Origin of the sequence: Janthinobacterium breve (genome assembly GCF_051380895.1) — a bacterium.
In the GTDB taxonomy this organism is placed as follows: Bacteria; Pseudomonadota; Gammaproteobacteria; order Burkholderiales; family Burkholderiaceae_D; genus Janthinobacterium.
This window is the reverse complement of the sequence record NZ_JBNYXY010000007.1, coordinates 427,477-449,896: the sequence shown is the minus strand read 5'-3', so window position 1 is coordinate 449,896 and position 22,420 is coordinate 427,477. Positions and strand designations below refer to the sequence as shown.

General features: G+C 59.9%; 20 protein-coding genes. 7 read left to right on the top strand and 13 right to left on the bottom strand.

Annotated features, from left to right (window positions below):
* Positions 1 to 447 precede the first annotated feature (447 nt).
* The 4 genes from ACQ4W0_RS16470 to ACQ4W0_RS16455 form a co-directional block, all read right to left on the bottom strand.
* Positions 448 to 837, bottom strand: a complete 390-nt coding sequence (locus ACQ4W0_RS16470; RefSeq protein ID WP_436577702.1) for a hypothetical protein — start codon at positions 835 to 837, stop codon at positions 448 to 450.
* A gap of 314 nt (positions 838 to 1,151) precedes the next feature.
* Positions 1,152 to 1,589 (bottom strand): GFA family protein, encoded by a 438-nt coding sequence (locus tag ACQ4W0_RS16465; RefSeq protein ID WP_436577701.1) that lies wholly within the window; start codon positions 1,587 to 1,589, stop codon positions 1,152 to 1,154.
* A 264-nt stretch (positions 1,590 to 1,853) separates the two neighbouring features.
* Complete coding sequence (locus ACQ4W0_RS16460; RefSeq protein ID WP_436577700.1) at positions 1,854 to 3,323, bottom strand: aminotransferase-like domain-containing protein; 1,470 nt, start codon at positions 3,321 to 3,323, stop codon at positions 1,854 to 1,856.
* A gap of 10 nt (positions 3,324 to 3,333) precedes the next feature.
* Entirely contained in the window at positions 3,334 to 3,918 is a 585-nt protein-coding gene (locus tag ACQ4W0_RS16455) for a LysE family translocator (RefSeq protein ID WP_436577699.1), read from the bottom strand.
* A 275-nt stretch (positions 3,919 to 4,193) separates the two neighbouring features.
* Between ACQ4W0_RS16455 and ACQ4W0_RS16450 the strand changes: the two genes are divergently transcribed.
* Positions 4,194 to 4,496, top strand: coding sequence for an HNH endonuclease (locus ACQ4W0_RS16450; protein WP_436577698.1), 303 nt, complete (start codon positions 4,194 to 4,196; stop codon positions 4,494 to 4,496).
* 251 nt (positions 4,497 to 4,747) lie between these two features.
* On the opposite strand, the gene ACQ4W0_RS16445 is transcribed toward ACQ4W0_RS16450, so the two are convergent.
* The 3 genes from ACQ4W0_RS16445 to ACQ4W0_RS16435 form a co-directional block, all read right to left on the bottom strand.
* Complete coding sequence (locus tag ACQ4W0_RS16445) at positions 4,748 to 5,068, bottom strand: hypothetical protein (protein ID WP_436577697.1); 321 nt, start codon at positions 5,066 to 5,068, stop codon at positions 4,748 to 4,750.
* Positions 5,069 to 5,233: 165 nt separating this feature from the next.
* A complete protein-coding gene (locus tag ACQ4W0_RS16440; RefSeq protein WP_436577696.1) occupies positions 5,234 to 5,620 on the bottom strand; it encodes a hypothetical protein in 387 nt (128 codons plus the stop codon).
* Positions 5,621 to 5,849: 229 nt separating this feature from the next.
* Positions 5,850 to 7,475, bottom strand: a complete 1,626-nt coding sequence (locus tag ACQ4W0_RS16435; RefSeq protein WP_436577695.1) for a response regulator — start codon at positions 7,473 to 7,475, stop codon at positions 5,850 to 5,852.
* Positions 7,476 to 7,826: 351 nt separating this feature from the next.
* Here ACQ4W0_RS16435 and ACQ4W0_RS16430 point away from each other — a divergent pair, with 351 nt between their 5' ends.
* A complete protein-coding gene (locus ACQ4W0_RS16430) occupies positions 7,827 to 8,894 on the top strand; it encodes a GGDEF domain-containing protein (protein ID WP_436577694.1) in 1,068 nt (355 codons plus the stop codon).
* Positions 8,895 to 9,084: 190 nt separating this feature from the next.
* Positions 9,085 to 13,122 carry a phosphoribosylformylglycinamidine synthase gene (gene purL, locus ACQ4W0_RS16425; RefSeq protein ID WP_436577693.1) on the top strand — a complete coding sequence of 1,346 codons (4,038 nt, stop codon included), beginning with the start codon at positions 9,085 to 9,087 and terminating at the stop codon, positions 13,120 to 13,122.
* A gap of 104 nt (positions 13,123 to 13,226) precedes the next feature.
* Here the strand turns inward: purL and ACQ4W0_RS16420 are convergent, their stop codons facing one another.
* Complete coding sequence (locus tag ACQ4W0_RS16420; protein ID WP_436577692.1) at positions 13,227 to 14,372, bottom strand: DUF3800 domain-containing protein; 1,146 nt, start codon at positions 14,370 to 14,372, stop codon at positions 13,227 to 13,229.
* A gap of 42 nt (positions 14,373 to 14,414) precedes the next feature.
* Entirely contained in the window at positions 14,415 to 15,221 is an 807-nt protein-coding gene (locus ACQ4W0_RS16415; RefSeq protein ID WP_436577691.1) for a lipid II flippase Amj family protein, read from the bottom strand.
* A gap of 256 nt (positions 15,222 to 15,477) precedes the next feature.
* On the opposite strand from ACQ4W0_RS16415, the gene ACQ4W0_RS16410 reads away from it, so the two are divergent.
* Complete coding sequence (locus ACQ4W0_RS16410) at positions 15,478 to 15,933, top strand: tellurite resistance TerB family protein (RefSeq protein WP_436577690.1); 456 nt, start codon at positions 15,478 to 15,480, stop codon at positions 15,931 to 15,933.
* A gap of 31 nt (positions 15,934 to 15,964) precedes the next feature.
* Here ACQ4W0_RS16410 and ACQ4W0_RS16405 read toward each other — a convergent pair whose 3' ends face one another.
* The 4 genes from ACQ4W0_RS16405 to ACQ4W0_RS16390 form a co-directional block, all read right to left on the bottom strand.
* Positions 15,965 to 16,492 carry a hypothetical protein gene (locus ACQ4W0_RS16405; RefSeq protein ID WP_436577689.1) on the bottom strand — a complete coding sequence of 176 codons (528 nt, stop codon included), beginning with the start codon at positions 16,490 to 16,492 and terminating at the stop codon, positions 15,965 to 15,967.
* A gap of 63 nt (positions 16,493 to 16,555) precedes the next feature.
* Entirely contained in the window at positions 16,556 to 16,948 is a 393-nt protein-coding gene (locus tag ACQ4W0_RS16400; RefSeq protein WP_436577688.1) for a hypothetical protein, read from the bottom strand.
* Positions 16,949 to 16,981: 33 nt separating this feature from the next.
* Complete coding sequence (locus tag ACQ4W0_RS16395; RefSeq protein WP_436577687.1) at positions 16,982 to 17,431, bottom strand: hypothetical protein; 450 nt, start codon at positions 17,429 to 17,431, stop codon at positions 16,982 to 16,984.
* Positions 17,432 to 17,616: 185 nt separating this feature from the next.
* Complete coding sequence (locus ACQ4W0_RS16390) at positions 17,617 to 18,342, bottom strand: helix-turn-helix transcriptional regulator (RefSeq protein WP_436577686.1); 726 nt, start codon at positions 18,340 to 18,342, stop codon at positions 17,617 to 17,619.
* Between the two features lie 277 nt (positions 18,343 to 18,619).
* On the opposite strand from ACQ4W0_RS16390, the gene ACQ4W0_RS16385 reads away from it, so the two are divergent.
* From ACQ4W0_RS16385 to ACQ4W0_RS16375, 3 genes are read left to right on the top strand one after another with little or no spacing between them, the layout of a single operon-like run.
* Entirely contained in the window at positions 18,620 to 19,303 is a 684-nt protein-coding gene (locus tag ACQ4W0_RS16385) for a vWA domain-containing protein (protein WP_436577685.1), read from the top strand.
* Positions 19,304 to 19,317: 14 nt separating this feature from the next.
* Positions 19,318 to 20,079, top strand: coding sequence for a PP2C family serine/threonine-protein phosphatase (locus ACQ4W0_RS16380; RefSeq protein ID WP_436577684.1), 762 nt, complete (start codon positions 19,318 to 19,320; stop codon positions 20,077 to 20,079).
* A complete protein-coding gene (locus tag ACQ4W0_RS16375; protein WP_436577683.1) occupies positions 20,076 to 22,418 on the top strand; it encodes a hypothetical protein in 2,343 nt (780 codons plus the stop codon). The genes ACQ4W0_RS16380 and ACQ4W0_RS16375 overlap by 4 nt, the downstream gene beginning before the upstream one ends.
* Positions 22,419 to 22,420: the final 2 nt, after the last annotated feature.

The following is a 22,420-nucleotide window of genomic DNA, read 5'->3' as shown; positions in this document are numbered from 1 at the left end:
CGACTGCCAATAGGTGGCGTCCAACTCTTCAAGGTGGTGAGAAACGAATAGAGTCCCACCGTACTCATCGGCTTCGGTGCCGAACGCATCACGAATAGCGGCTAGCGCATACATCTCCCGCCGCTCAATTTCATCTAACTGCGATTGCACTAGGTTCTCCTAAAAGGTATCCAACGTTCACTGGGGATGCAGTTTTGCCCTTTGTCGGTCGAATCTGACTGACCGCTACTGGCCGAAAAGGGCCTGTCGCGGTTAGCGGCTCTCGCCTGCGTATTCAATCGGTCAACGCAACAAACCTATTCGTCATCCTGGATGACCAAGAACTGCGAGTACATGAGCGATGCGGCAGCTAAAACCAAAGGTTTCGATGCAGGCCACGGAAATGCCTGCACGAAGAAGGCATTTGACTCATTATCGCGTTGCAATGCTGACGTAAGATAGGATTGCTCAAGTAAGCTTTTCTTTGAGGAACGCAGCGATGTACGGCGTAGCTGCGGCCGCGACGGTAGATGCTGTGCCGGGGGCGATGCCCATCCGCTCGGCTAAGGCTGCGGTCACCTTGCCGGCAAGCATACCCTCACCGCCGTCCAGCAACGATTTGAAGAAGCCATCGCCTCTGACCAGTCCGGCCGCTAAACCGGCAAAAAAGTTCCGGCCCGTATGTTCCTCTCCCGATGTTTCGGACTGCTCTTGGAGGTGAGCGTGCGTCACATCTACCGCTTGGCTCAGCATTTGCTGAGCGTCGTCCGCATTGATACCTTGTGCTTCCAGGGCCTGGGTCGCTTGTGCCCCATGGTCAGACGACAGAAATTCCGAGATGAGTTGTTGCGCATCCATTTGAATACCTCTTCCGGTCAAAACTACTGTTGGGGAAAATTGGTAAATCGGAAGTTCAGAATATCCATGTTTAATATGCCATGTCAATGGTGTAATTACGGATTATCCACTCGCATTACCCACATCGGTCACGTCGCAACTATCCCCAGCCCACAGACGACTGACTTGCGCCTTGGGTGATGGTCCGCTTCTGGCCGAACCCGGCCGTTCAGCCCAGCATGGCAGGTTGTCAGTATGAAAATCTAGTGGCAACATCGGCAGTCTGGATTAGACCCGAAGCCGCCGTTCAGGTTGGGCGAAGTATTCAACTTGGCTCAGCGGATAGTATTTGGGAAATAGCGCAGGTAAGCTGCGATGCTGGGGCCACCTCTTGCGCCACTGTCTTTTGGATGGGTTCGCCCTTCGTTCACAGGAACCTCTGCAAAATCAAATGGACTGATTCCTTCCAGGCAGGCCACATTAACCCCGTATTGATCAGGGTTGGACCGGCGTTGGTGATGTGTGTATATCCCGCACTTTGAGCAGAAATAGTGCTTCGCTTGCATCGTATTGAACTGATAGAGCGTCAGCAATTCCTTGCCCGAAGTTATCTCTATGTCCTGGAGAGCAGCTGAAATCGCGATCGCACCGCGCATGCGGCAATAGGAGCAGTTGCAGCGCCGTGCGGTGTTGAGTCCGTCGGTAAGTCGAACTTGAAATCGTACTGCTCCACAATGACATGAACCTAGTAACTTTTGACCATTATTGACCATTATTGACCATTATTGACCATTTTTTTCTTTCAAGGGCGGCTTCTGGCCGTCAACTGACTTTACGCGCGATAGCCATCAGGCGGATCGCAGCGATTCCAGCCTCCATCCTTCAGGCGTATTTTGCTCGTCGTCTAGGTAGACCTTCATTTCTTATACTCCGGAGATAGTGGCACGTGCTCCGTGGCGGTGATACCTGATGAGCCCCGTTCACCGAACCTCACAGTCTCATTCCTCCCCATAGCGGAAGTTTGCCCTATTCAACGGTTAAAGAGTTGAAGAACCGCTTTTGGCGGCGCCGCTGGCGCGGGCCAGGCTTGAGCGCGCGCCGGCCACCGCGTTCAGGCGTGCTTCAATGTAGGCGCTCACGCGGGGATGCTGGCTGAAGGCGACGTTGAAGCGGATATGCTGGTCGGGCGTGTCGTTGGCCGAGAACGCGGCGCCGCGCATCAGCAGGATCTTGTTGCGGTAGGCGTCCTGCACCAGCAAGTCCACGTCCAGCCCTTCGGGCATGGTCCCCCACAGGAAAATTCCCGCGTCGCCGGGCTGCTCGAACAGCACGCCGGCCGCGCTCAGTTGCTGCGTGCTGGCGTTGCGCGCCACCATGATCTTGCGTTGCAGCCGCTCCAGGTGCTTGCGCAGGTTGCCGGCCTTGAGCACTTCCAGCAGAACGTATTCGTTCAGCGCAGGCAAAGTCATGATGGAGTGGATCTTGGTTCGCATCAGCAGCTTGAGCAAGGCGGGCGCCGCGGCCAGGTAGCCCATGCGCAGGGCCGGGCTCAGCGCCTTGCACAGGCTGGAGTAGTAGATCACGCCGTCCAGCCCGGACAGCGATGCCAGCCGCGTGCTGTGCCCCGGCTGGAAATGGCCGTGCACGTCGTCTTCGGCGATCAGGAAGCCATACTGCTGCGCCATGATCAGCACCTTGTGCAGGTTGGCCGCGCTGCTGCTCCACCCGGTGGGATTGTGCAAAGCCGTCTGCACGAACAGCAGGCGCGGACGGTGCGCGCGGCAGGCGGCGTCCAGTTCGTCCAGGTCGAGGCCATCGGGGCGGCGCTTGATGGGCACCAGGCGCACGCCGTCCTGGCGCAGCCTGCCGAACATGAGGAAGTATCCGGGGTCTTCCACCAGCACTGTATCGCCAGGCTGTAGAAACGTGCGGCAGATCAGATCGATTGCATGGGTGCCGCCGAAAGTGGTGAGGATGTGGCTGGCGTCCGCAGCGATGCCGATGCCGCGCAACAGCAGCGCGATCTGCTCGCGCAGTTCGGCCAGCCCTTGCGGCGGACAGCGCGAGGCCATGCCGGCCGCGCTGCGCGCCAGGCCACGTTGCACGGCGGCCGCCGGCAGCGCGTCCTGCAGCCAGGTGGGTGGCAAGGCGCCGCTGCTGGCCAGCAGCACGCCCGGCCGCTGGTCGTTCACTTGCTGGCTCAGCCAAACGGGTTCCTGCTCCTGGCCCGCTTCCAGCGCCACCTCGTCGGGAATGGCGTGGCTGGCGTCAGTTGGCGCGCAGACGAAGAAGCCCGCCGTGCCGTGCGTATCGATGACGCCTGCGGCCACCAGCCTGTCATAAGCCACCACCACGGTGTTGGTGCTGACCGCAAGCTGCGTGGCGAGCTGGCGGATCGACGGCAGCTTGGTCCCGCCAGGCAGGATGCGTTGCGCGATCTGCAGGCGCAATGCGGCCTCGATCTGCTTGAACAGGGCGATGGGTGAGGAGCGGTCGATGGCGAACATGGGTGGAAGTCTAGCGTAAAAACAGCACGGCGAGAACCAGCAGGATGGCACCCATCGCCAGATTGAATATGCGCTGGTTGCGGGGCGCTTTCAGCACGCTGCGAATCGAGACGCCGAACAGCGCCCACATGGCGTTGCACGGCATGCCCACCAGAGTGCCGATGACGGACACCAGCAGCGCGCTGGCGAGCATGTTGCCCTGCGTAGGCATGAAGACCGACGCCATGGTGATCGCCTTGAGCCAGCTCTTGGGGTTCAGCGCCTGAAACAGCGCCGCCTGCGCAAACGACACGGCCTTCGGTGCGCTGGTTCCCGCCACCGAGGCGCCGGCAAGCTTCCAGGCCAAAAACATCAGATACAGCGCGCCCGCGATCCGCAGTGCCTGCTGCGCCATCGGGTACGCGACGAACACGCTGCCCAGCCCCACGCACATGAGCATGGTCTGCACAAAGATGCCGACCTGGATGCCGAGGATCACCGGCAGCGCACCGCGATAGCCGAAATTGGCGCCGGTGGTGGCCAGCATGACGTTGTTCGGCCCGGGCGTGGCGGACATCACGAAGCAATAGCTCATCAGGGGCAGGAGTTCGGTCATGGTATGCAGTCGCAGCGTGGAGAAGGCCCCAGTCTAGAAGCGCGGCACGGCAGGGACAAGGCACAAGGCGCCGCCTGCAAGCACATGCTGTATCAGTCTAACGACTGCTACAGCAGCGATACAGGCGGCGCCGCCCGGACAAACCTCAGAAACGTCGTTTCATCTGTTAGCGCTTCAAGCTGTTCGTGCATGCCATCCCTCTCCGTCCGTTATGGCGAGGGAAGGCCGGGGCGAATGATATAGTGGCGGAAATGTACTCACTGAAAGAAATTGCCATGAAAAACGACGCAACCGCTCGCCCGCAAGCAAGCCAAGCACCTGCCAGGCTCAGCAAAGGGGACTTCGTCACCGCGCTACGCAAGCTGCTGCAAGAAGAAGGAGAGGCCGGCAAGTCCAGCGTGGACGTGCGCGCTGCGACCCTGCACACCGACGTTGGTGTTTATCCGGCGCGCGGCCACTCGATGCCGACCTGTTGCTCGGTGATGTATGAAGAGATGCATCCGGGTGACGAGATACTGCTGACGCCACCCGGCGGCAAGGGACCTACGCTGCTGGTACGGTATAAATTCCCGCGCTGAACATCGCGTTCTTGGGAAAGCCAGCCTTTGCTTGAGCCAGGCAGGCGCCTCTGCAGGACTATGGATGTAGACAGCTCAGACCCGATCTCGTCGCTGGATCAGGCAGCTACGAGATCGCAGACCAAGAGTCTGGCAAGATCCCCAGGCCCCTGACACGTTCCATCGGGTTCTCATTTGCCAGGAACGATGGATCAGTAGTGCCTTGGCTACCACCAGCGATTGAATCCGCAGCCGAATCCTGCCTGAGTCGCTCAGACGTTGACGTTACGCCAAGCTCGCAACCAAATATATTTGTCCTTCCATAGGGTGATGTAAAAGATAGCTGAGAACGGTGACGCATTCGGTCCGCATTCAAGTATCACCTGCTCTGCAAGACGAACGTCAACCTCAAATTTTTGCGAATGACACCAATCGATTTGCATCTGCACGGTGTGTTTTCCGGGCGCGACATCAAACTCAACCTCCGAGCCATTCGAAACTCTGGCAATTTCGCTCCCATCCAGAAGAACTGTGTATTTTCGAGCCCTATCTTGCAAAATTGCTTTCTTTCGTCGAACAATGATTTTTGTCATTATGGATTCATTCAAAATTAATTAAATCGGTAGATTTGCTTGGCCGTCACCGGTTCATGGAGCATAACGAATTACCAAGTGCGAAAAGTCACGCACTGTCACGTCAACGTGAATGGCTGCTTCTGGCCGATTGTTGCTGCCCAATAATGTATCTTTCTCACAAACTTACGCGCGTCCAAACGTTTCTAGGGAGACAGCGAGTTTGTATTCGGTAAGTCCATAAAGTTTCTTTATTAATGCATCGATCGCTTGAAATAGCATGTCGGCGTCAGCTGACTTGTACTGAACACATGCCAGCCGGCCGGGCGACCAATCGATGATCTGTGCAGGCTGAAGTACTGCAAAAACTTCGGTGATGAGGGGGGGCGGTGAAGAATTTTCCGTATAAGAGAAATCCATGTAGTCGCCATAGATCAGTATCCACACGTCAGGGCGCCCAACAACGCTTAGTCTCGCGTAAAACTCCCTTGATGGAAGCTCACCATGGACATTTAGGCCGCCAAAGGCTTCCAGCAAGATCCGGCGAACTTCTTCTTTTGATTCTTCTTGCATTGCTAACCCTGCTCAGCTGATGAATGACTGTATTGCGCTACATCTCACATGTTTGCACGACCGTCCGCTCCTGGCCGAAGTCAGCCCGCACCGTTTGCAATGACCCGCTTACTTGGCGGAGTAATTACCTTGGGTAGACATGCGATATAGCGACACGCTGTATGGCATACGCGCGACTATCCTGGCTTTCGCAGCGACGGCGCCGAGCGTGGTTACACGGCATAAGCAGTCAGCTGGCGATACCGTATTTGTGCTGCGTTGCCGCGTATTGCTGCTTGAGCGACTCCAGCTTCGGATGCCTGGGGTCGATCTTGCGGATCACCTGCATCTGGTGCTGCGCCTGTTCGGCCAGTGGGGCTTCCCAGCCCAGCATGTTGAGCTGGCGCAAGATAGCCTCGACGGAGGCGAATAGCACGGGCAGGTTGCCCGGCGTCTTGCGCAGGGCTTGGCGCAGCACGAAGACGGCGCCTTTGAGCTCGCCGCTTTCCGACTTGCTGGCCGCGTCCTGCATCAGTTCCTGCACCTGGTTGCTGATCTGCTGGCCCATGCCTTGCGCCAAGTCATGGCGACCCGCTTTTTCAAACACGTCGACGGCTGCTTCCATCGTCACGTCGCTGTCGGCTTCATTGACGAGTTTCATCATGACGTCGGAGGCAGCCTGCTCCAGATTGTTTTTCAGGCAGCTTTGCACGAGGCCCACCTTCAGTTGCGTCGACAGGCCCCGCGCCGTGTCCAGGGCGGCGGCGGCCAGCTGCAGTTCGCTGGCGGCGGCGATGTCGTTGCCCGACAGTTCATGCAGCATGGCGGCTGAGATGGCGCGGCAGGCTTCCACGTTGGCGCCGCCCCGCAGCGAGCGCTCCATGTCGCGCAGCACGCCGCTGGCCTGCGGCGCGTCGCCCTTCTTGACCAGCGTTTTCACCAGGTTGACGTGATCTTCCGGGTCGCGGAATTCAGAGTACTTCGCTTTGGTCACTACCTGCTTGTAGGCCCGTTCGGCCGCGCCGATATCGCCCGTGTCAAACGCGATGCCGCCCAGGTGGCGCAAGCGGCGCACCATGTGCGGCGAGATGGCCACCGCGTCTTCGAGGATTTTCTTCGCCTGCATCTGCTGGCCCATGGCTTCATGGTTTTGCGCCAGCAGGTCGTAGGCTGCCATGAAGCGGGGATAGGTCTCCACCAGTTCCAGCAGCGCCTCCTGCGCATCTTCATGGCGCTGCTGTTCGAACAGCGTGCGCGCCAGGCCCAGATGGGCCCATGCCATGGGCCGCAAGGCCAGCATATCGGCGTACAGCTGTTCCGCTTCCTTCCACTCATCGAGGGCGATGTGCAGCTCGGCGCGCAGGCGGGTGAAATCGGCCGCCAGGCGCGGGTGCTGCAGTTCGGCCGCGCGGCAGCTTTTCACGGCTTCGCGCAAGTCGCCCTTGTCGATCAGCTGATACGTGGGCAGGAAAATGGCGCGCCGCTCGATGGCGCGCGCGATGCGTCCGCTCAGCACGTCGACCGTGAACGGTTTTAATATGTAGTCGGAAGGGATCAGTTCGGCCGCGCTGATCACCTTGCTGTGGATGGCTTCGGAGGTCAGCATGATGAAGATCGTCCACAGGCCGATCAGCTTGTGATGACGCAAGTCTTCCAGCAATTGCTGGCCATCCTGGCCGTCCGTGCCACTACCAAGATCGTACTCGCACAGGATGATGTCGAACGGTTTCTTCGTCAGCAGGCGGATGGCCGTGCCGGAATTGACGGCATATTCCACCTTGGTGATGGCCGCCTGGTTCAGCATATTGTGCAGATTTCCCCGCATGCTGGGGTTCGGATCGACGATCAGGACAGATAAGTCGCTAGTTTCTGGCATTGTTCAGCTCTCGTTCATCTGTTCGGTCATTTGCGGAAACCCTTCTTATAGGTATCTGCCTGGCAGTATTGTTTTTTATCAGCATACTGCAAAGCCGCCCGACACTGCCAGCAAAATGCATGCAATCGCACGCGCTGCGCGAGGGCAGGGACGCCCGGCGCCGTCCGGCGTTGTATTTCATGACACGCGGACCCCTTGCGGTGGTGCCGGCGCCTGTTTTTCCGTCCATTTCTTGACTAGCGTGATAGTATTTTAAAAATGCAACACTTGTTGCATGTCGCGCCATGTCGCGGCAATGCATGCGCAAGGCTTTACCGGGCGCTTTATCCCTCTCTGGTGTCGATACCCGTCATGCGCGTACCTGATCTGTCTACCTTGCGGCGCGTTGCCGTTCCGCTTGCATTTGGCGGCAACAGCGAACAGCAGCATACCTATTTTGCGGAACTGCACCGGGTCGGCATGGTCACGCAGCTGCTGGGCATCATTGCCTACAGCCTGACCTGGCTGCTGATGCCCGCCCCCTATTATCCGAACCAGACGCATGCCGTGCTGGCGCTGCTGGGCATGCTGGCCAGCCTGGTCGTGCGCTACCGCTGCACTACCTTGCCCGTGCTGACCATTACCGGTGCCTGCGCCGTGCTGACCCTGACCTTCGGCCTGCGCACCATGGCCGACGCCGTCCAGCACGCCAGCTTCTGGGTCTTGCCCGTGGGCGTCTTCATGACCCTGGCGATTGCCTCCATCTTCAATGGCGGCCTAAGCTATCTGGCCGTGGTGGCGGGCGTGTGGTGGAACGTGGGCCACGGCCTGTATCCCGTCAACGCGGGCTTGCCCGACCAGTCGTGGGCGCCGCTGATGATTGCCGTCAGCGTCTTGTTCGGGCTGGCGCTGAATGTCAGCTTCAGTTTATTGCGTTTGCGCAACTATCACTCCAAACTGGAATTGACGCGGCTGGCCTTCCAGGACAGCCTGACGGGCCTGAATAACCGCCGCATGTTCACGCAGCGCGCGCAGCAGATGCATGGCGCGCCCCACGGGGGCATGCTGCATTTCCTGATGATCGATATCGACGATTTCAAGATCATCAACGACCAGCAGGGGCATGATGCGGGCGACGAGGTGCTGGTGCGCACGGCCGCCATCATCGCGGACAAGGCGCAAGGCCATTTGTGCGGGCGCCTGGGCGGCGAGGAATTCGGCGTCGTCTACGCGGGCGACCATGAGGCCGTGCGCACCTTTGCCGGCGCCCTGGTCGAGGCCGTCAGCCAGGCTTTCCATGCCGCACAGTTCGTATCGATCAGCGTGGGCGTGGCCGAGCTGGACCGGGGCAAGGAGCTGGGCCACAGCTACCGGCTGGCGGACGAAGCGCTGTACCTGGCCAAGCGCCAGGGCAAGAACCGCTACGTGATCGCCAGATGATCGCCTGAGGTTGTTGTTGCTGTGTCAAAAACTGCCGCTGTGCGGGGCAAAAGGGTGGCAAAGCCCCAAGTTCCGGTCATAAGGCAGGGGTAAAACGGGTATAATGCGCGCAAAGGAAATTTGCCGTACGAAAGATATTGTCATACCTACCTTTAACCCGCAGCCACGCTGCATCAACCACCTTCCAATCATGTTGATACTGCCGGGTTCCAATGCCCTGTCCCATTTCCGTAGCCACCGTCTGTTAAGCCAACTGCAAGTCGTCTCGCCTGCGATTGTTGCCGTACAAGCACGCTATGTCCATTTCATCGATGCCAGCGCGCCTCTCACCAACGACGACAGCACGCGCCTTGGCGCCTTGCTGACTTACGGCGAGCCAGCCCACGCTGACAATACGGAAGGCGCTGCCGAAGAATTCTTCGTCATCCCCCGTTTCGGCACGATCTCGCCGTGGGCCTCGAAAGCCACCGACATCGCGCACAACTGCGGCATGGCGCACATCAAGCGCGTCGAACGCGGCATCGCTTTCCGCATCAACCTGAAATCGGGCATCCTGGGCAGCGCCATCGGCGCCGGCAAATTGACGGACGAGCAGGTGCAGGCTGTGGCCGACCTGCTGCACGACCGCATGACGGAATCCGTGCTGCGCAGCGCCGACGACGCCAAGGACTTGTTCCGCACCCTGGAAGCGCGCCCTTTGGCCTCGATCGACTTGCTGGGGCAGGGCAAGCGTGCGCTGGAAACGGCGAACACGGAACTGGGCCTGGCGATGTCGGAAGACGAAATCGACTACCTGGACGCCGCCTTCACCAAGGCAGGCCGCAACCCGACGGACGTGGAACTGATGATGTTCGCGCAGGCGAACAGCGAGCATTGCCGCCACAAGATCTTCAACGCCGACTGGACCATCGACGGCGAGGCGCAGCCCAAGTCCTTGTTCGGCATGATCAAGAACACGCACGAACTGCAGCCGAAAGGCACTGTCGTCGCCTACAGCGACAATTCCTCGATCATGGAAGGCGCGACAGTCTCGCGTTTCTACCCGCGCGGCGACAAGCACGAATACGCGGCATCGACGGAACTGACGCACACTCTGATGAAGGTGGAAACGCATAACCATCCGACGGCCATTTCTCCGTTCCCCGGCGCCTCCACGGGCGCGGGCGGCGAGATCCGCGACGAAGGCGCAACGGGCCGCGGCGCCAAGCCAAAAGCTGGCCTGACGGGTTTCACGGTATCGAATTTGTCGCTGCCGGACGCCGTGCGCAGCTGGGAAACGGCCGCTTCCGTGACGGCGCCGCTGGCTGGCCGCACGGATGCGGACCAATACGGCAAACCGGAACGCATCGCTTCGCCGCTGCAAATCATGATCGAAGGCCCATTGGGCGGCGCCGCATTCTCGAACGAATTCGGCCGTCCTGTATTGGGCGGCTACTTCCGCACGTATGAGCAGAACGTCGGCGTAGATAAAGATTCCGTATTCGGCTACCACAAGCCGATCATGATCGCGGGCGGCATCGGCAATATCTCGGCGCAGCACACGCACAAGAACGACATCCCCGTCGGCAGCCTGCTGGTGCAGCTGGGTGGCCCGGGCATGCGCATCGGCATGGGCGGCAGCGCCGCCTCGTCGATGACCACCGGCAGCAACACGGCCGACCTGGACTTCGATTCCGTCCAGCGCGGCAATCCGGAAATGGAACGCCGCGCCCAGGAAGTCATCAACGCCTGCTGGCAAATGGGCGCCGAAAATCCGATCATCTCCATCCACGACGTGGGTGCGGGCGGCTTGTCGAACGCTTTCCCGGAAATCACCAACGACGCCAAGCGCGGCGCAATTTTCGACCTGCGCAAGATCCCGCTGGAAGAATCGGGCATGGCGCCCAAGGAAATCTGGAGCAATGAGTCGCAGGAACGCTACGTCCTGGCCATCGCGCCGGAAAGTCTGCCCCTGTTCAAAGCCATGTGCGAACGCGAACGCTGTCTGTTCGCCGCCGTGGGCGTGGCCACCGAAGAGCGTCAACTGAAGCTGATCGACCCGGAACTGGGCAATGAGCCGGTCGACATGCCGATGGACGTCTTGCTGGGCAAGCCGCCGAAGATGCAGCGCGACGTGGTCCACGTGGCCAACGATTTCCCTGCCATTGATCTCACCGGCATGGATCTGGTTGATGTAGCGCAAAAAGTGCTGCTGCTGCCGACCGTGGCCGACAAATCCTTCCTGATCACCATCGGCGACCGCAGCGTGGGCGGCATGACCGTGCGCGACCAGATGGTGGGCCCATGGCAAGTGCCGGTGGCCGATTGCGCCGTCACCACCATGAGCTTTGAAGGTTATCTGGGCGAAGCGATGGCCATGGGCGAACGCACGCCGCTGGCCGTCATCGACGCCGCCGCCTCGGGCCGCATGGCAGTGGGCGAAGCCGTCACCAACATCGCCGCCGCCGCGATTGCCGACATTTCGGACATCAAGCTGTCCGCCAACTGGATGGCCGCCTGCGGCCAGCCCGGCCAGGACGCAGCCCTGTACGACACGGTGAAAGCCATCGGCATGGACCTGTGCCCGGCGCTGGGCATCAGCATCCCCGTCGGCAAGGATTCGCTGTCGATGCGCACGACGTGGAAAGACGAGAGCACGGGCGCGGCGAAGTCCGTCACGTCGCCGGTGTCGCTGATCGTGTCCTCGTTCGCGCCAGTTCTTGATGTGCGCAAGTCGCTCACGCCGCAGCTGAAGACGGACCAGGGCGACACGTCCTTGATCTTGATCGACCTGGGCCGCGGCAAGAACCGCTTGGGCGCATCTGCGCTGGCGCAAGTCATGGGCCAGCTGGGTAATGAAACGCCGGACGTGGACAGTGCGGAAGACCTGAAAGGCTTCTTCGCCGCCATTCAAAAGCTGAACAGCGACGACAAGCTGCTGGCCTACCATGACCGCTCGGACGGCGGCCTGTACGCCACCCTGACGGAAATGGCCTTCGCCGGCCACACGGGCATGTCCGTCAACCTGGATATGCTGACCATGGAAGGCGAGCACTCCAGCGACTGGGGCGACGCCAAGAACTGGACGGGCCAGGTAGCGGAACGCCGCAACGAACTGACCCTGCGCGCTTTGTTCAGCGAAGAGCTGGGCGCCGTCATCCAGGTGCGCGCGGAAGAAAAGTCCTTGGTCATGGACGTGCTGCGCACCTTCAACCTGGGCGCCTGCAGCCATATCATCGGCAAACTGAACGACCGCGACGTCATCGAATTCACGCGCGACGCCAAGCTGATTTACACCCAGCCGCGCGCGGCCCTACACCGCCTGTGGAGCGAAACGAGCTGGCGCATCGCCCGCCTGCGCGACAATCCCGCTTGCGCGGATGCCGAATACGACCGCCTGCTGGACGTGCAAGACCCGGGCATGTCGCCGATCGTCACCTTCGACCAGAACGAGAACGTCGCCGCTCCATTCATCGCCACCGGCGTGCGTCCGCGCGTCGCCATCCTGCGCGAGCAGGGCGTCAACTCGCACATCGAGACGGCTTACGTGATGCACCAGGCAGGCTTCACGGCTGTCGACGTGCACATGAGCGACCTGATTGCGGGCCGCGTGAAACTGGACGACTTCCAGGGCGTCATCGCCGTGGGCGGCTTCTCGTACGGTGACGTGCTGGGCGCGGGCGAAGGCTGGGCGAAAACGATTTTGTTCAACGCCAGCCTGGCGGAACAGTTCGCGCGCTTCTTCAACCGCAATGACAGCTTCGGCCTCGGTATCTGCAACGGCTGCCAGATGATGAGCAATTTGAAATCCATCATCCCTGGCGCCCACGCCTGGCCCAAGTTCACGCGCAACAAGTCGGAGAAATTCGAAGGCCGCTTTGCCATGGTTGAAGTGATGGCATCCCCATCGATCTTCTTCAACGGCATGGCCGGCACCCAAGCCGGTATCGCCATCGCCCACGGCGAAGGCTACGCCGACTTCTCGCAAACGGGCGACATCACCCAGGTCACCAAAGCCATGCGCTTCGTCGACAACAAGGGCGCCGCCACGGAAGCCTACCCGTACAACCCGAACGGCTCGCCGGAAGGCATCACCTCCGTGACCACGCCAGACGGCCGTTTCACGGTCCTGATGCCGCACGCGGAGCGCGTGTTCCGCTCGGTGCAACAGTCCTACCACCCTGAAGCATGGGGCGAGGATTCGCCTTGGATGCGCATGTTCAGGAATGCGCGGAAGTTTGTGGGGTAATTAGCTAGCTTGCAGGGTGGCGCTGGAATTCACGGCGCTGCTGTTGGGGTAGGAATGAGAAAGCCGCTGTCGGGAGACAGCGGCTTTTGTTTTTTTGAAATACCTTATTTCATGTTTTTAATGATAAATTGCAAACTCTGAAATCGTTGTTCATTAAGGAATTTTATTTCACCTATGCTTCCAAGGTCAAAAATCTCGTCAGCTTTTTTTAGGCGACTAAGTAAAGGTATTGCAATCCCATCTACCAAATCTGCAAAACCTATCATGTCAGCATAGCTAGATGGTATTTTGTAGCCCTTAGTCGAACTGGCTATTACAACATCATGATCTCTAAGTTTTGCAATTATATTTGAACGTAGATACTGCTTAGTGATCTCATGAAATCCTTGATTTTTTAAATGCTCAAGAATTTCATTGGTTGATGTGAATATTTTTTCAGAAGGAAATCTGGCGCAAAAAAGTAAGTAGCTTAGCGTTGCGTATTGAATTTCTATTTCCGGATCTGATGAATTAAAATTATTTCTTAAAAATTCAGATGCTCTAAGAAATGAGATGTTGGAAATTTTCGAGTCAATGTCGGTGGATGAATTGTTGGCAGCTAGATCTGTTTCGAATTTTGGTGGCCACTCATCTATCCTTATTCTTCTATTTTTAATGAAGCTTAGGAAGCTGTCTCGTACGTTTCCAGAAACTTTTTCCTCATATAGTTTTGCGGTGGTACCAACCAAAAAATCAGCAAGCTGAACTAATATTTGGGTTCTGCTATCTACAATCTCAATTTTTGATTCGAAAAAAAGATCGGGAATATGAGTTTTGGTAATGTAATTTTTAAAGCCGTCAATGAAATCTGAACCCCCGTGACCATCAGCATAAATCGTTATATTTTTTACTGACTTGAAAAGCTGGTTGTATAGGAGTCCATTTATGAATTTAATGAAGGATTTTTTGTATTGCAACCCGCTATCTTTTATTATTCGTGATTTATCCACGCAAACTGCATAAAATCTGAAATTCAACGGTGATATTTCATTGATTATTTTCAGTCTTTTTCCGTTGCTTAGTTTGTTTGATTTTATTTCGCCGGAGTTGAAATATTTTATTTTAATTTTTTCCATCGATGCTTCAAGTTCCGGTCTTTGTTCGCTCGGGATTATTACTGCTAGTACTATAAAGTAATTTGACGCACCATCCTTCTCGGTTGCTAAATCGTGGTTTCCGGATTCATCGACGAAGGCAACGTAATCGCTCATTGGTAGTCCATTTTAAGTTTGTACTTTTGGATATCTTGAATATTACAACCCCTTCGCCACCCCCACAATCACCACCGCCGACGGCACCAGCAAAAACTGCGCAATCAGTGTCCCCGCCAATCTGCTTCCCACCAGCCACACTACCGCGCGCCGGAATTGCGATTCTTCGATCTTGCCTTCGATGACGTCATCCGTCATGCCCGACATGTGCGGGTCGATGAAGACGGCCATCATGATGGTGGCGCCGCCGTTGATGATCGATGAAAGTGTGCTGGAGGTCACGCGAACGCTGGGGTCCAGCACGCCTGCATACAGGGCCGCGAAGACGCCTACCGTCCACAGGGCCGTGGCGATGACGTTCATGGCCGTCATGGAGACGGAGACGCCGGATTTTTCGCGCAGGCCCGTGACGTTGGCGGGCTTGGGCAGGCTGGCGGAGGTCTTCAGGTAGGACAAGCCGCCCTTGAAAACGGCGTGCAGCAGCAGTTTCGGTACCGACCTGTGTACCTGGAAGTGCTCGACGGCACGGCAGAAGGCGCGCTGGAAGGTGGGGATCAGTATCGCGCCCAGTATCGTTGCCAGGCTGGCGGAGAATAGCAGCCAGCGGAAGTCGACTAATAAGGTGCTGGCGGCGACGTGCTGGTCTATACCTGTTTCCACCCGCTTGGCGAGGAATGGCCCTAGAAATGAATTCGAGGTGCGCGACAGCAGCATCAAAATGCTGAACAGGGCCAGCGACACGGCGATGCGCCGCGTGCGGATGCCTGCGATGCGCACGGAATAGGCGAGGGTGCCGATGATGTGGATGATGAACGTCAGTGCGCAAATCAACAGCAATTGCTTGTCCATCACAACCTTGCAGTAAAGAAAATGTTATTCCATGCTGCCATGAAGTTACTTATTTTTCAACTGCAAATTATTTAACTTTGCGTGTTGCTCAATTGGTGTGGCATTACAGTGGTTTTTGAGAGCAAAGCATGGTGATGGGCGACGGCGGCGCGCTCAGCTTTGAGTCCCTTGCTTGTATTTCAAGCTTGCACCCTCAACTACCGCACATGGCGGCGTGTCTTGCCGCACTGATGAATGACCAAACCGGAGGTACACCATGAGTTTCGATTCCTTTTTGTCCAAGCTGAAGTCCAAGGCTAGCGAGTTGAAAACCGAGGCGCTGAAGTACAAGAACAAGGATTTCCTGAACGCCGCGATGGCGGGATCGGCCCTGATCGCCATGGCTGACGGCAGTGTCAGTGCGGAAGAGAAGCAGAAGATAGTGAAGTTTATTGAAAGCAATGATGCGCTATCCGTGTTTACCACCACGGACGTGATCAAGGCTTTCCAGGAATATGTCGGCCAGCTGGAGTTCGACAAGGATATCGGCGAAGCCAAGGCGTATCAGGCGCTGGGCAAGATGAAGTCGAATGTCGAGGCGTCGCGCTTGCTGGTGCGCATGATCATCGCCGTCGCTTCGTCGGACGGCAATTTCGATGCCAACGAGCAGCGCGTGGCCAGCAAGATCGCGCGCGAGCTGGGCTTGACTCCTGCGGAGTTCGAGTTGCAGTAACTGCCTAGCCAGCCGGCCCCGGCTGGCTAACTTAAGCCTTGTCCCACCACGGCGGCGTGCCCGATGACCAGGGGCACGCCATTTCCACTTCGTTAATCCTGTAGCGGATCTCGATCACCTGGCCGGGGCTGAAGGGACCGCGTTTCCAGTCGCCGGAATCAAAGACGTAGCCTTTGCCCTTGATGCAAAGACTGGTCGGATTGTTGCCGATGGGACCGGTCGAGTGCAGGGTGACGCGCACTTCGCCGTTGGCGTCCAGCGGGGCGTCGCCGCCCATGAAGAGTACATCCGAGCCGACGTCGCAGACACGGGTGCTGCCTATCTTGCTGCAGCGCTTGATATACGTTTCCTGGCGCGCCTGGGCCAGGTAATCGTCATGCCGCATCGGCTTGCCGTCGTCATAGGTAAAGCGCAGGGTGACTGGCGTGGGTTCGCTGGCCGGATGGCGCGTGGTGCTGGTGCAGGCGGCGCTGACCAGGGCCAGCAGGGGCCAGGCCAGCAGGCGCAGGCCGCCGCGCAGCAGCGTTGAAATCGGGTTGTTGCCGGGTGAGTGCTGCATGGAGCGTTGCCATTTGTCTCATGAACGGGGCGCCGATGATAGCATGCGCCGGCAACGGTTCCGCTAGGTCGCGCCGTGATTCAATTCCTGCAGCACTTTCTTGCACAGCAGTCCATAGCCCATGCCGGTGCCGCGTTTGTGTGCGGCCAGGTCGTAGCCGGCGCTGATGTCGTCCCACGCCACGCTGCCGGGCAAGGGGCGCAAGTTATCGTCGAGGTCCATCTCGAAATGGATGAAATGGCCGTCGGCGCTCAGCAGCTTGCCGTAGACGGCGGGCATGCCGGGGTAGGCCAGTTGCAGGTCGAGCATGAGGGCCGTGCCCAGCGCCACGCCATGGCTGGCCGCGCACTGGCGCAAGGCGTCGGGCAAGGGACGCGCGCGCCACCAGGCCGCCGTCTGTTTGATGGCGGCCAGGGTCAGCGCGTTTTGCTGTTGGACAGAATATTGTTTGCTCATGGCTGTCACCCATGTGGAATGCGGCTTGCCCCATCAACGTGATGCCAGGCCCATGCTTTGTACATGGGCGGGCACGATGTCGCCGCTGGCCAGTTTTTCGGCCGGCATCTGCATCAGCACTTCGCCACCCACGCTGCCATCGTCGCGCAAGTCGATGCGCATGGCCAGTTGCCGGTCAAGCGCCACGAAACTGTCGTTCCTGCTGGCGATGATGCGGTGTTCTTCCTGGTTGTCGATGCGCGCATACATGAAGGCGCCGATGCTGCCCGCATTGCGCAGGTACAGCACCTGGCCGTTCGCCAACGCATAGCCGCCGCGGAACGGGGCAAATTCTTGCGCACTCATAAAGTGCCTGTGGGCCGGCAGTTCTATCGTCTGCAGGCGCCCGCCTGGAATGACGACGGTCTGGCTGTCGGGGAGCGATTGCGCATTTGCCAGCAGGGCGCAGACGCCCAGGGTGCCGGCCAAGATCCATGTTTTCATTTTCCAGCCCATCCTTGAGTGTGGTGCCGTCCGCTGCCGGGGCGGCGATGTTGATGTGGGTGCCAGGGAAACCGAACCGGCTTGTCCGCACACGCTGTGGTCACACTGGCAAGGCATGGACAACCGGTCTTGCCAGTGTAGGCAGGCAACATGCACCGCGCATCATCCGATCGGATGACACGGCCTCATGCATCGAGTACGGCCAGGTGGGCCGTTGCTCCATGGATCAGGGCGATCAGCTCGCCCTGGCGCCGCGTATCCGTCTTCAAATAGGTGTGATGCAGATGCGTCTTGACGGTGTTGACGCTGATGCCGCCGCGCGCGGCGATTTCCTCGATGGTGGCCCCTTGCGCCAGCGCCTTGCCCACTTGCGCTTCGGCTTGCGTCAGGTCAAACAGCTGGCGCAAGGCAGGGATGGAGGTGCTCGCTTGTGTGGGGTCGCGCGCGATCAGCAGCGCGCATGGCGGCTGGCAAGCGGCAAGCGGGGTGACGGTCAGGGCCAGCGGCGCTTGTTGCTTGCGCGCCAGACGCAGCGACTGGCATTGCTGCGCGCCGCCGGCGCTGGCGATAATCAGGCGCACGGCGCGCGCCAGGGCGGGCGGTACAGAGGGTTCCAGTTGCGCCGCATGCAGGGCTTGGCCGGCGGGGGTGGCAAAGCGCAGGCCTAGGTTGGCGTCGAGCACCAGCACGGCGGCGCCCATGGCGTCGAGCGCCGCCAGCGCGCAGTGGCTGGCCAGTTGCGCCTCGCGCAGGCGCTGCTGCAGGCACAGCGCGCGTTGCAGATGTGGCAAGAGCTCCTGCCATTGCTTGCCGCTCAGGTCAGCGCTGTCGAGCTGCGGCCAGTCGCCTGCGCCGCAGGCCGAGTCGTACATGGCGCCGATCAGCTTGCTTACATCTGTTGCAGTACCCATGCTTGCCCCCATTTCCTGATTACATCAGTGTGCCGCAGGCGTGCAGCTGCGGAACTGGGTAAGGGCGGTGTTGCGCAGCGATTCGCCTCACCTTCGTGAGGAAGGGCTGGTCGCTGCCATCTAGCCTGGGCAACTTTCAAGATAGTACAAAGATGGTGCTGCTGCAATGGTGCGCGCAAATCTGCCTGGATAGTGTTCTGTAGGAAACTCGCGCGGCTAAAACACGTCCATGATGTAAGATTCGCACTATGTCCGATTTCACATTTACCGATTGCCCATGAGTTCAATAATGATTCCCGACGTCGCCCTGGTCGACAACACCGAACAACGCACGCCGCTGGTGCTCGTGCTCGACTGCTCCGGCAGCATGGATGGCGAACCCGTCTCGCTGCTGAACGAGGGCCTGGCCTTGCTGGAACAGGAACTCAAGTCCGATGTGATCGCCGCCAAGCGCGTGCGCATTCTCGTGATTCAGTATGGCGCCCAAGATGAAGCCGTGGTGGCCAGCAACTGGTGCGACGCCATGGATTTCACGGCGCCCCATCTTGAGGCGAACGGCACCACGCCGACCGGTGCGGCCGTCGAGCTGGCCTTGGCCGAGATCGAGCAGGAAAAGCAGCGCTTCCGCCAGGCGGGCGTGGCGTACACGCGGCCGTGGCTGTTCCTGATGTCGGACGGCGAGCCGACGGACCGCTGGCAGCAGGGCGCCGAGCAGGCGCGCGCAGCCGAGCAGGCCAATAAAGTGGCGATCTTCCCCATCGCCGTGGGCGACAACGCGAATATCGATACCCTGGGGCAGTTTTCCAGTCGTGGCGAGCGCGGCGTGAAGCAGCTGAAGGGCTTGCAGTTCCGCGAACTGTTCCTGTGGTTGAGTGCCAGCATGCAGGTGGTGTCGCAATCGCGTCCCGGTGCGCAGGCGCAGCTGGCTTCGACGGACGGCTGGTCTGTCGTGAATACGTGAAAGCCCGCTGATCCATGGCGATAGTACACAGCAAGCATTGGCGCGTGTTTGGCGCGTCCGTCACGGGCAAGGCGCACCTGGACAAGGATATCCCTTGCCAGGATGCGCACGCACACGCCGTCGTGGGCGACGTCCTGGTGGCCATCGTTTGCGATGGCGCCGGTTCGGCCGGGCTGAGCGAGCAGGGCGCGCAGTTTGTTGCTGCGCAAACCGTGCAAGCGCTGGCCGGACGGCTGGAGCAGGGCGCCACCGTGCAGGATTTAGTGGACGGCGCGCTGGCCGGCACCTTGGCGCAAATCCGCGCCGCGCTGGACGACGTCGCCCATGCCGCCAACGCCACCCTCGATGACTACGCTTCCACAGTCGTCGGCGTGGTCATGGGCGCCGACAAGGGCTTCTTTTTCCACCTGGGCGACGGCCTGGGCGTGGCGCAGCTGGGCGATGGCGGCGAACTCATCTCGTTGCCCGCCAACGGCGAATATGCCAACGAAACCTATTTCATCAGCGGCGAGCGCTGGCGCGAACAGCTGCGCCTGTTGCCGATTCCCCAGTCCGTGCGCGGCGTCGTGCTGATGTCCGATGGTTGCATGCCCTTTGCCATGAGCAAGAACAATGGGGCGCTGTATGCGCCGTTCATGGATGCCGTGCAAGGCTATCTGCGCACGGTCGGGAGCGTGGAACTGGGTAATGCGGCGCTGGCGTCCACCCTGGCCGACCCGCGCACGCACCAGATCACGGGCGACGACAAGACCCTGCTGCTGGCTTTGCGCGCATGAGCAAGAAGCAAGGTGTGACACCCGGGCTGAGTCCGGGTGGAAAAATTTGGCTGGATAAAGTCAGAAGTCTGGTACTGGGAAAACTCGTCAAGAGCGGCGGCGCGGGCAGCGTGTACCTGTTGCCCGGTGCGCCCGCGCAGGTCGCCAAGCTGTACCATCCGCACCTGGACCGGGCCGCCAACCGGCGCAAGCTCGAAGCGATGCTGGAACTGTCGCCCGAGCTGCCCGACCAATTGGAAAACGGCAAGCGCTACGTGCAGATCGCCTGGCCGCAAGCGGCCGTGTTCGACGGCCAGGGAGGCTTTGCCGGTTTCGTCATGCCTTTGCTGGACATGGCGCAAACGGCCGAGCTGGAACAGATCATGCAGGAACGCCAGGCGCGCGCGGCCGGACTGCCCACGGGACTCGGTCCCAAGCTGACCCTGGCTGCCAATCTGGCCGCCGTCATCGATGCACTGCACCAGCAGCAGCACTACGTGGTCGACTTGAAACCGGTGAATCTGCGCTTTTACCGCGATTCCCTGTACATTGCCATGCTCGATTGCGACGGCTTCAGCATCCAGGGTCATGCGGAGCGTTTTCCTGCCGAGCAATTCACGGCCGACTACTTGGCGCCGGAATTCCAGCGCAAGGGCATGCCTGCGGGCACGGAAATGGCGCAAGACCGCTTCGCCCTGGCCGTCGTCATCTTCCAATTGCTCAACTTCGGCATCCACCCGTACAGCGGGCGGCCCGGCAATGCGCAAGTGGCGACCGACATTCCCGGGCGCATCCGCGACGGCTGCTACGCATACGGAATAAAACGCCACAAGCAGCTGGCGCCCAACGCCACCAGCGGCCACGCGCTGATGCCGCCCGAACTGCGCGCCATGTTCGACCGCGCCTTTTCGCCATCTCCGAAGCCCCAGCGGCCGTCGGCGGCCGACTGGGCGCTGTTGCTGCGCGGCTATGCGCAGCGCAGCGGCGGCAAGCTGGTCGTGTGTACCGTGAACCCCGAACACCAGCATTTTGCGGGCCAGGGTTGCGCCGCCTGCGCGCGCGACAAGGTCATCAGCGCGGCGGCGCAAGCCTCGGTGCAGGCGCAGCAGATGCAACTGCAACAGCAATCGTTGCCGCAGCAACGCAGCGCGCGCCGCACGGCGCCGGGGCAGGCGCCGGTCGCCATTCCCGCTGCCAATGTGGCGGGCAGCGGCGGTATCACCGGCAAGGGCTGGGCCGTGGTGGTGCTGCTGATCGTGCTGTTCCTGATCGGCTTTACGGCCTGGACTTCGTCGCCCGATGAAGTCAAGACCAAGGCCAGCTTGCAGGCGCAAGCCGACCAGGCGGCTGGCCTGGAAGTATTTAGCTGGCGCCAGCGCAAGACGGCCGGTTTCCAGCAGTCGGACGCGCGCAAGGCCGTGCACAGCCTGTCGCAAGCGGTTAGCAAGGGCGACGACGACGCCGTCACGCGCGGCTTGCAATTGCTGTACCGGGCGGGAGAGGACAAGTCTTCGCGCTACGAGGGTGATAAGGTGCGCGCCCGGCTGCGCACCACCTTGATGGAAGGCCTGGGCGCGATGCCCGGCTACGCCCCGGAATTGGCGAAAACCTATCTGGATCAGTTGCAAGCCGACCCGCGCGACCACCTGGCAGCGGCGGCCATGGGCCGCATGCACCTGAGTCTGAATGAACCGCAGGCGGCGCGCCAGTATTTCGAGCAAGCCGTCTGGGCCCGTCCCACCGATGGCGTGGCCTGGCTGGGCATCGCTGCCACGGCGCTGCTGCGCGGCGGCGATGAGCAAGATGCCGTCAATATGGTGGCCCTGGCGCAGCTGACGTCTTATCGGTACGCGGTCGAGAACGCCATGCCGACGGAACCGGGCGAGCCGGCCGACAATGGCGTCGCCGCCACGGCGCAGCGCATGGACCGGGCCGCCAAGGTGCTGCGTCTGGCCCAGCCCGGCTCCTACCAGAAGCGCTGGGACAAGGCCCTGGCCGATGGCGCGCTGCTGGCGGCCAAGCTCAAGGCCTTGCCGCCCTTGCCGGACCAGGTTGGCGGCGTGCAGCGCGAGACGATGACGACGGTGACGTATGGCGTGCTTGACGAGAAACAATCGTCAGGCGAAAACCGCTTGACCCTGAGCATCGCGGCAGACGGCAGCCTCAGCTATGCGGCGGCGGAACGGCCGATGGAAGCGATGCTCAACAAGGTCTTGCTCGATAGCGTCAAGCGCTGGACCTATTTGCCGGCCGTCAAGCACGGCCAGTTGCAGGATGCCAAGGTGGTGGTGCTGGTGCGCTACCGCGATGGCCGGGTCAGCTTCGTGCCGGCCGATGCTGCCGATGCCGGCGAAAATTAAAG

What these genes read in the sequence shown, in the direction of transcription:
- ACQ4W0_RS16470 (WP_436577702.1), bottom strand. Translation starts at nt 837, where the DNA reads ATGGATGCGCAACAACTCATCTCGGAATTTCTGTCGTCTGACCATGGG.
- ACQ4W0_RS16465 (WP_436577701.1), bottom strand. Translation starts at nt 1,589, where the DNA reads ATGGTCAATAATGGTCAAAAGTTACTAGGTTCATGTCATTGTGGAGCA.
- ACQ4W0_RS16460 (WP_436577700.1), bottom strand. Translation starts at nt 3,323, where the DNA reads ATGTTCGCCATCGACCGCTCCTCACCCATCGCCCTGTTCAAGCAGATC.
- ACQ4W0_RS16455 (WP_436577699.1), bottom strand. Translation starts at nt 3,918, where the DNA reads ATGACCGAACTCCTGCCCCTGATGAGCTATTGCTTCGTGATGTCCGCC.
- ACQ4W0_RS16450 (WP_436577698.1), top strand. Translation starts at nt 4,194, where the DNA reads ATGAAAAACGACGCAACCGCTCGCCCGCAAGCAAGCCAAGCACCTGCC.
- ACQ4W0_RS16445 (WP_436577697.1), bottom strand. Translation starts at nt 5,068, where the DNA reads ATGACAAAAATCATTGTTCGACGAAAGAAAGCAATTTTGCAAGATAGG.
- ACQ4W0_RS16440 (WP_436577696.1), bottom strand. Translation starts at nt 5,620, where the DNA reads ATGCAAGAAGAATCAAAAGAAGAAGTTCGCCGGATCTTGCTGGAAGCC.
- ACQ4W0_RS16435 (WP_436577695.1), bottom strand. Translation starts at nt 7,475, where the DNA reads ATGCCAGAAACTAGCGACTTATCTGTCCTGATCGTCGATCCGAACCCC.
- ACQ4W0_RS16430 (WP_436577694.1), top strand. Translation starts at nt 7,827, where the DNA reads ATGCGCGTACCTGATCTGTCTACCTTGCGGCGCGTTGCCGTTCCGCTT.
- purL (WP_436577693.1), top strand. Translation starts at nt 9,085, where the DNA reads ATGTTGATACTGCCGGGTTCCAATGCCCTGTCCCATTTCCGTAGCCAC.
- ACQ4W0_RS16420 (WP_436577692.1), bottom strand. Translation starts at nt 14,372, where the DNA reads ATGAGCGATTACGTTGCCTTCGTCGATGAATCCGGAAACCACGATTTA.
- ACQ4W0_RS16415 (WP_436577691.1), bottom strand. Translation starts at nt 15,221, where the DNA reads ATGGACAAGCAATTGCTGTTGATTTGCGCACTGACGTTCATCATCCAC.
- ACQ4W0_RS16410 (WP_436577690.1), top strand. Translation starts at nt 15,478, where the DNA reads ATGAGTTTCGATTCCTTTTTGTCCAAGCTGAAGTCCAAGGCTAGCGAG.
- ACQ4W0_RS16405 (WP_436577689.1), bottom strand. Translation starts at nt 16,492, where the DNA reads ATGCAGCACTCACCCGGCAACAACCCGATTTCAACGCTGCTGCGCGGC.
- ACQ4W0_RS16400 (WP_436577688.1), bottom strand. Translation starts at nt 16,948, where the DNA reads ATGAGCAAACAATATTCTGTCCAACAGCAAAACGCGCTGACCCTGGCC.
- ACQ4W0_RS16395 (WP_436577687.1), bottom strand. Translation starts at nt 17,431, where the DNA reads ATGAAAACATGGATCTTGGCCGGCACCCTGGGCGTCTGCGCCCTGCTG.
- ACQ4W0_RS16390 (WP_436577686.1), bottom strand. Translation starts at nt 18,342, where the DNA reads ATGGGTACTGCAACAGATGTAAGCAAGCTGATCGGCGCCATGTACGAC.
- ACQ4W0_RS16385 (WP_436577685.1), top strand. Translation starts at nt 18,620, where the DNA reads ATGAGTTCAATAATGATTCCCGACGTCGCCCTGGTCGACAACACCGAA.
- ACQ4W0_RS16380 (WP_436577684.1), top strand. Translation starts at nt 19,318, where the DNA reads ATGGCGATAGTACACAGCAAGCATTGGCGCGTGTTTGGCGCGTCCGTC.
- ACQ4W0_RS16375 (WP_436577683.1), top strand. Translation starts at nt 20,076, where the DNA reads ATGAGCAAGAAGCAAGGTGTGACACCCGGGCTGAGTCCGGGTGGAAAA.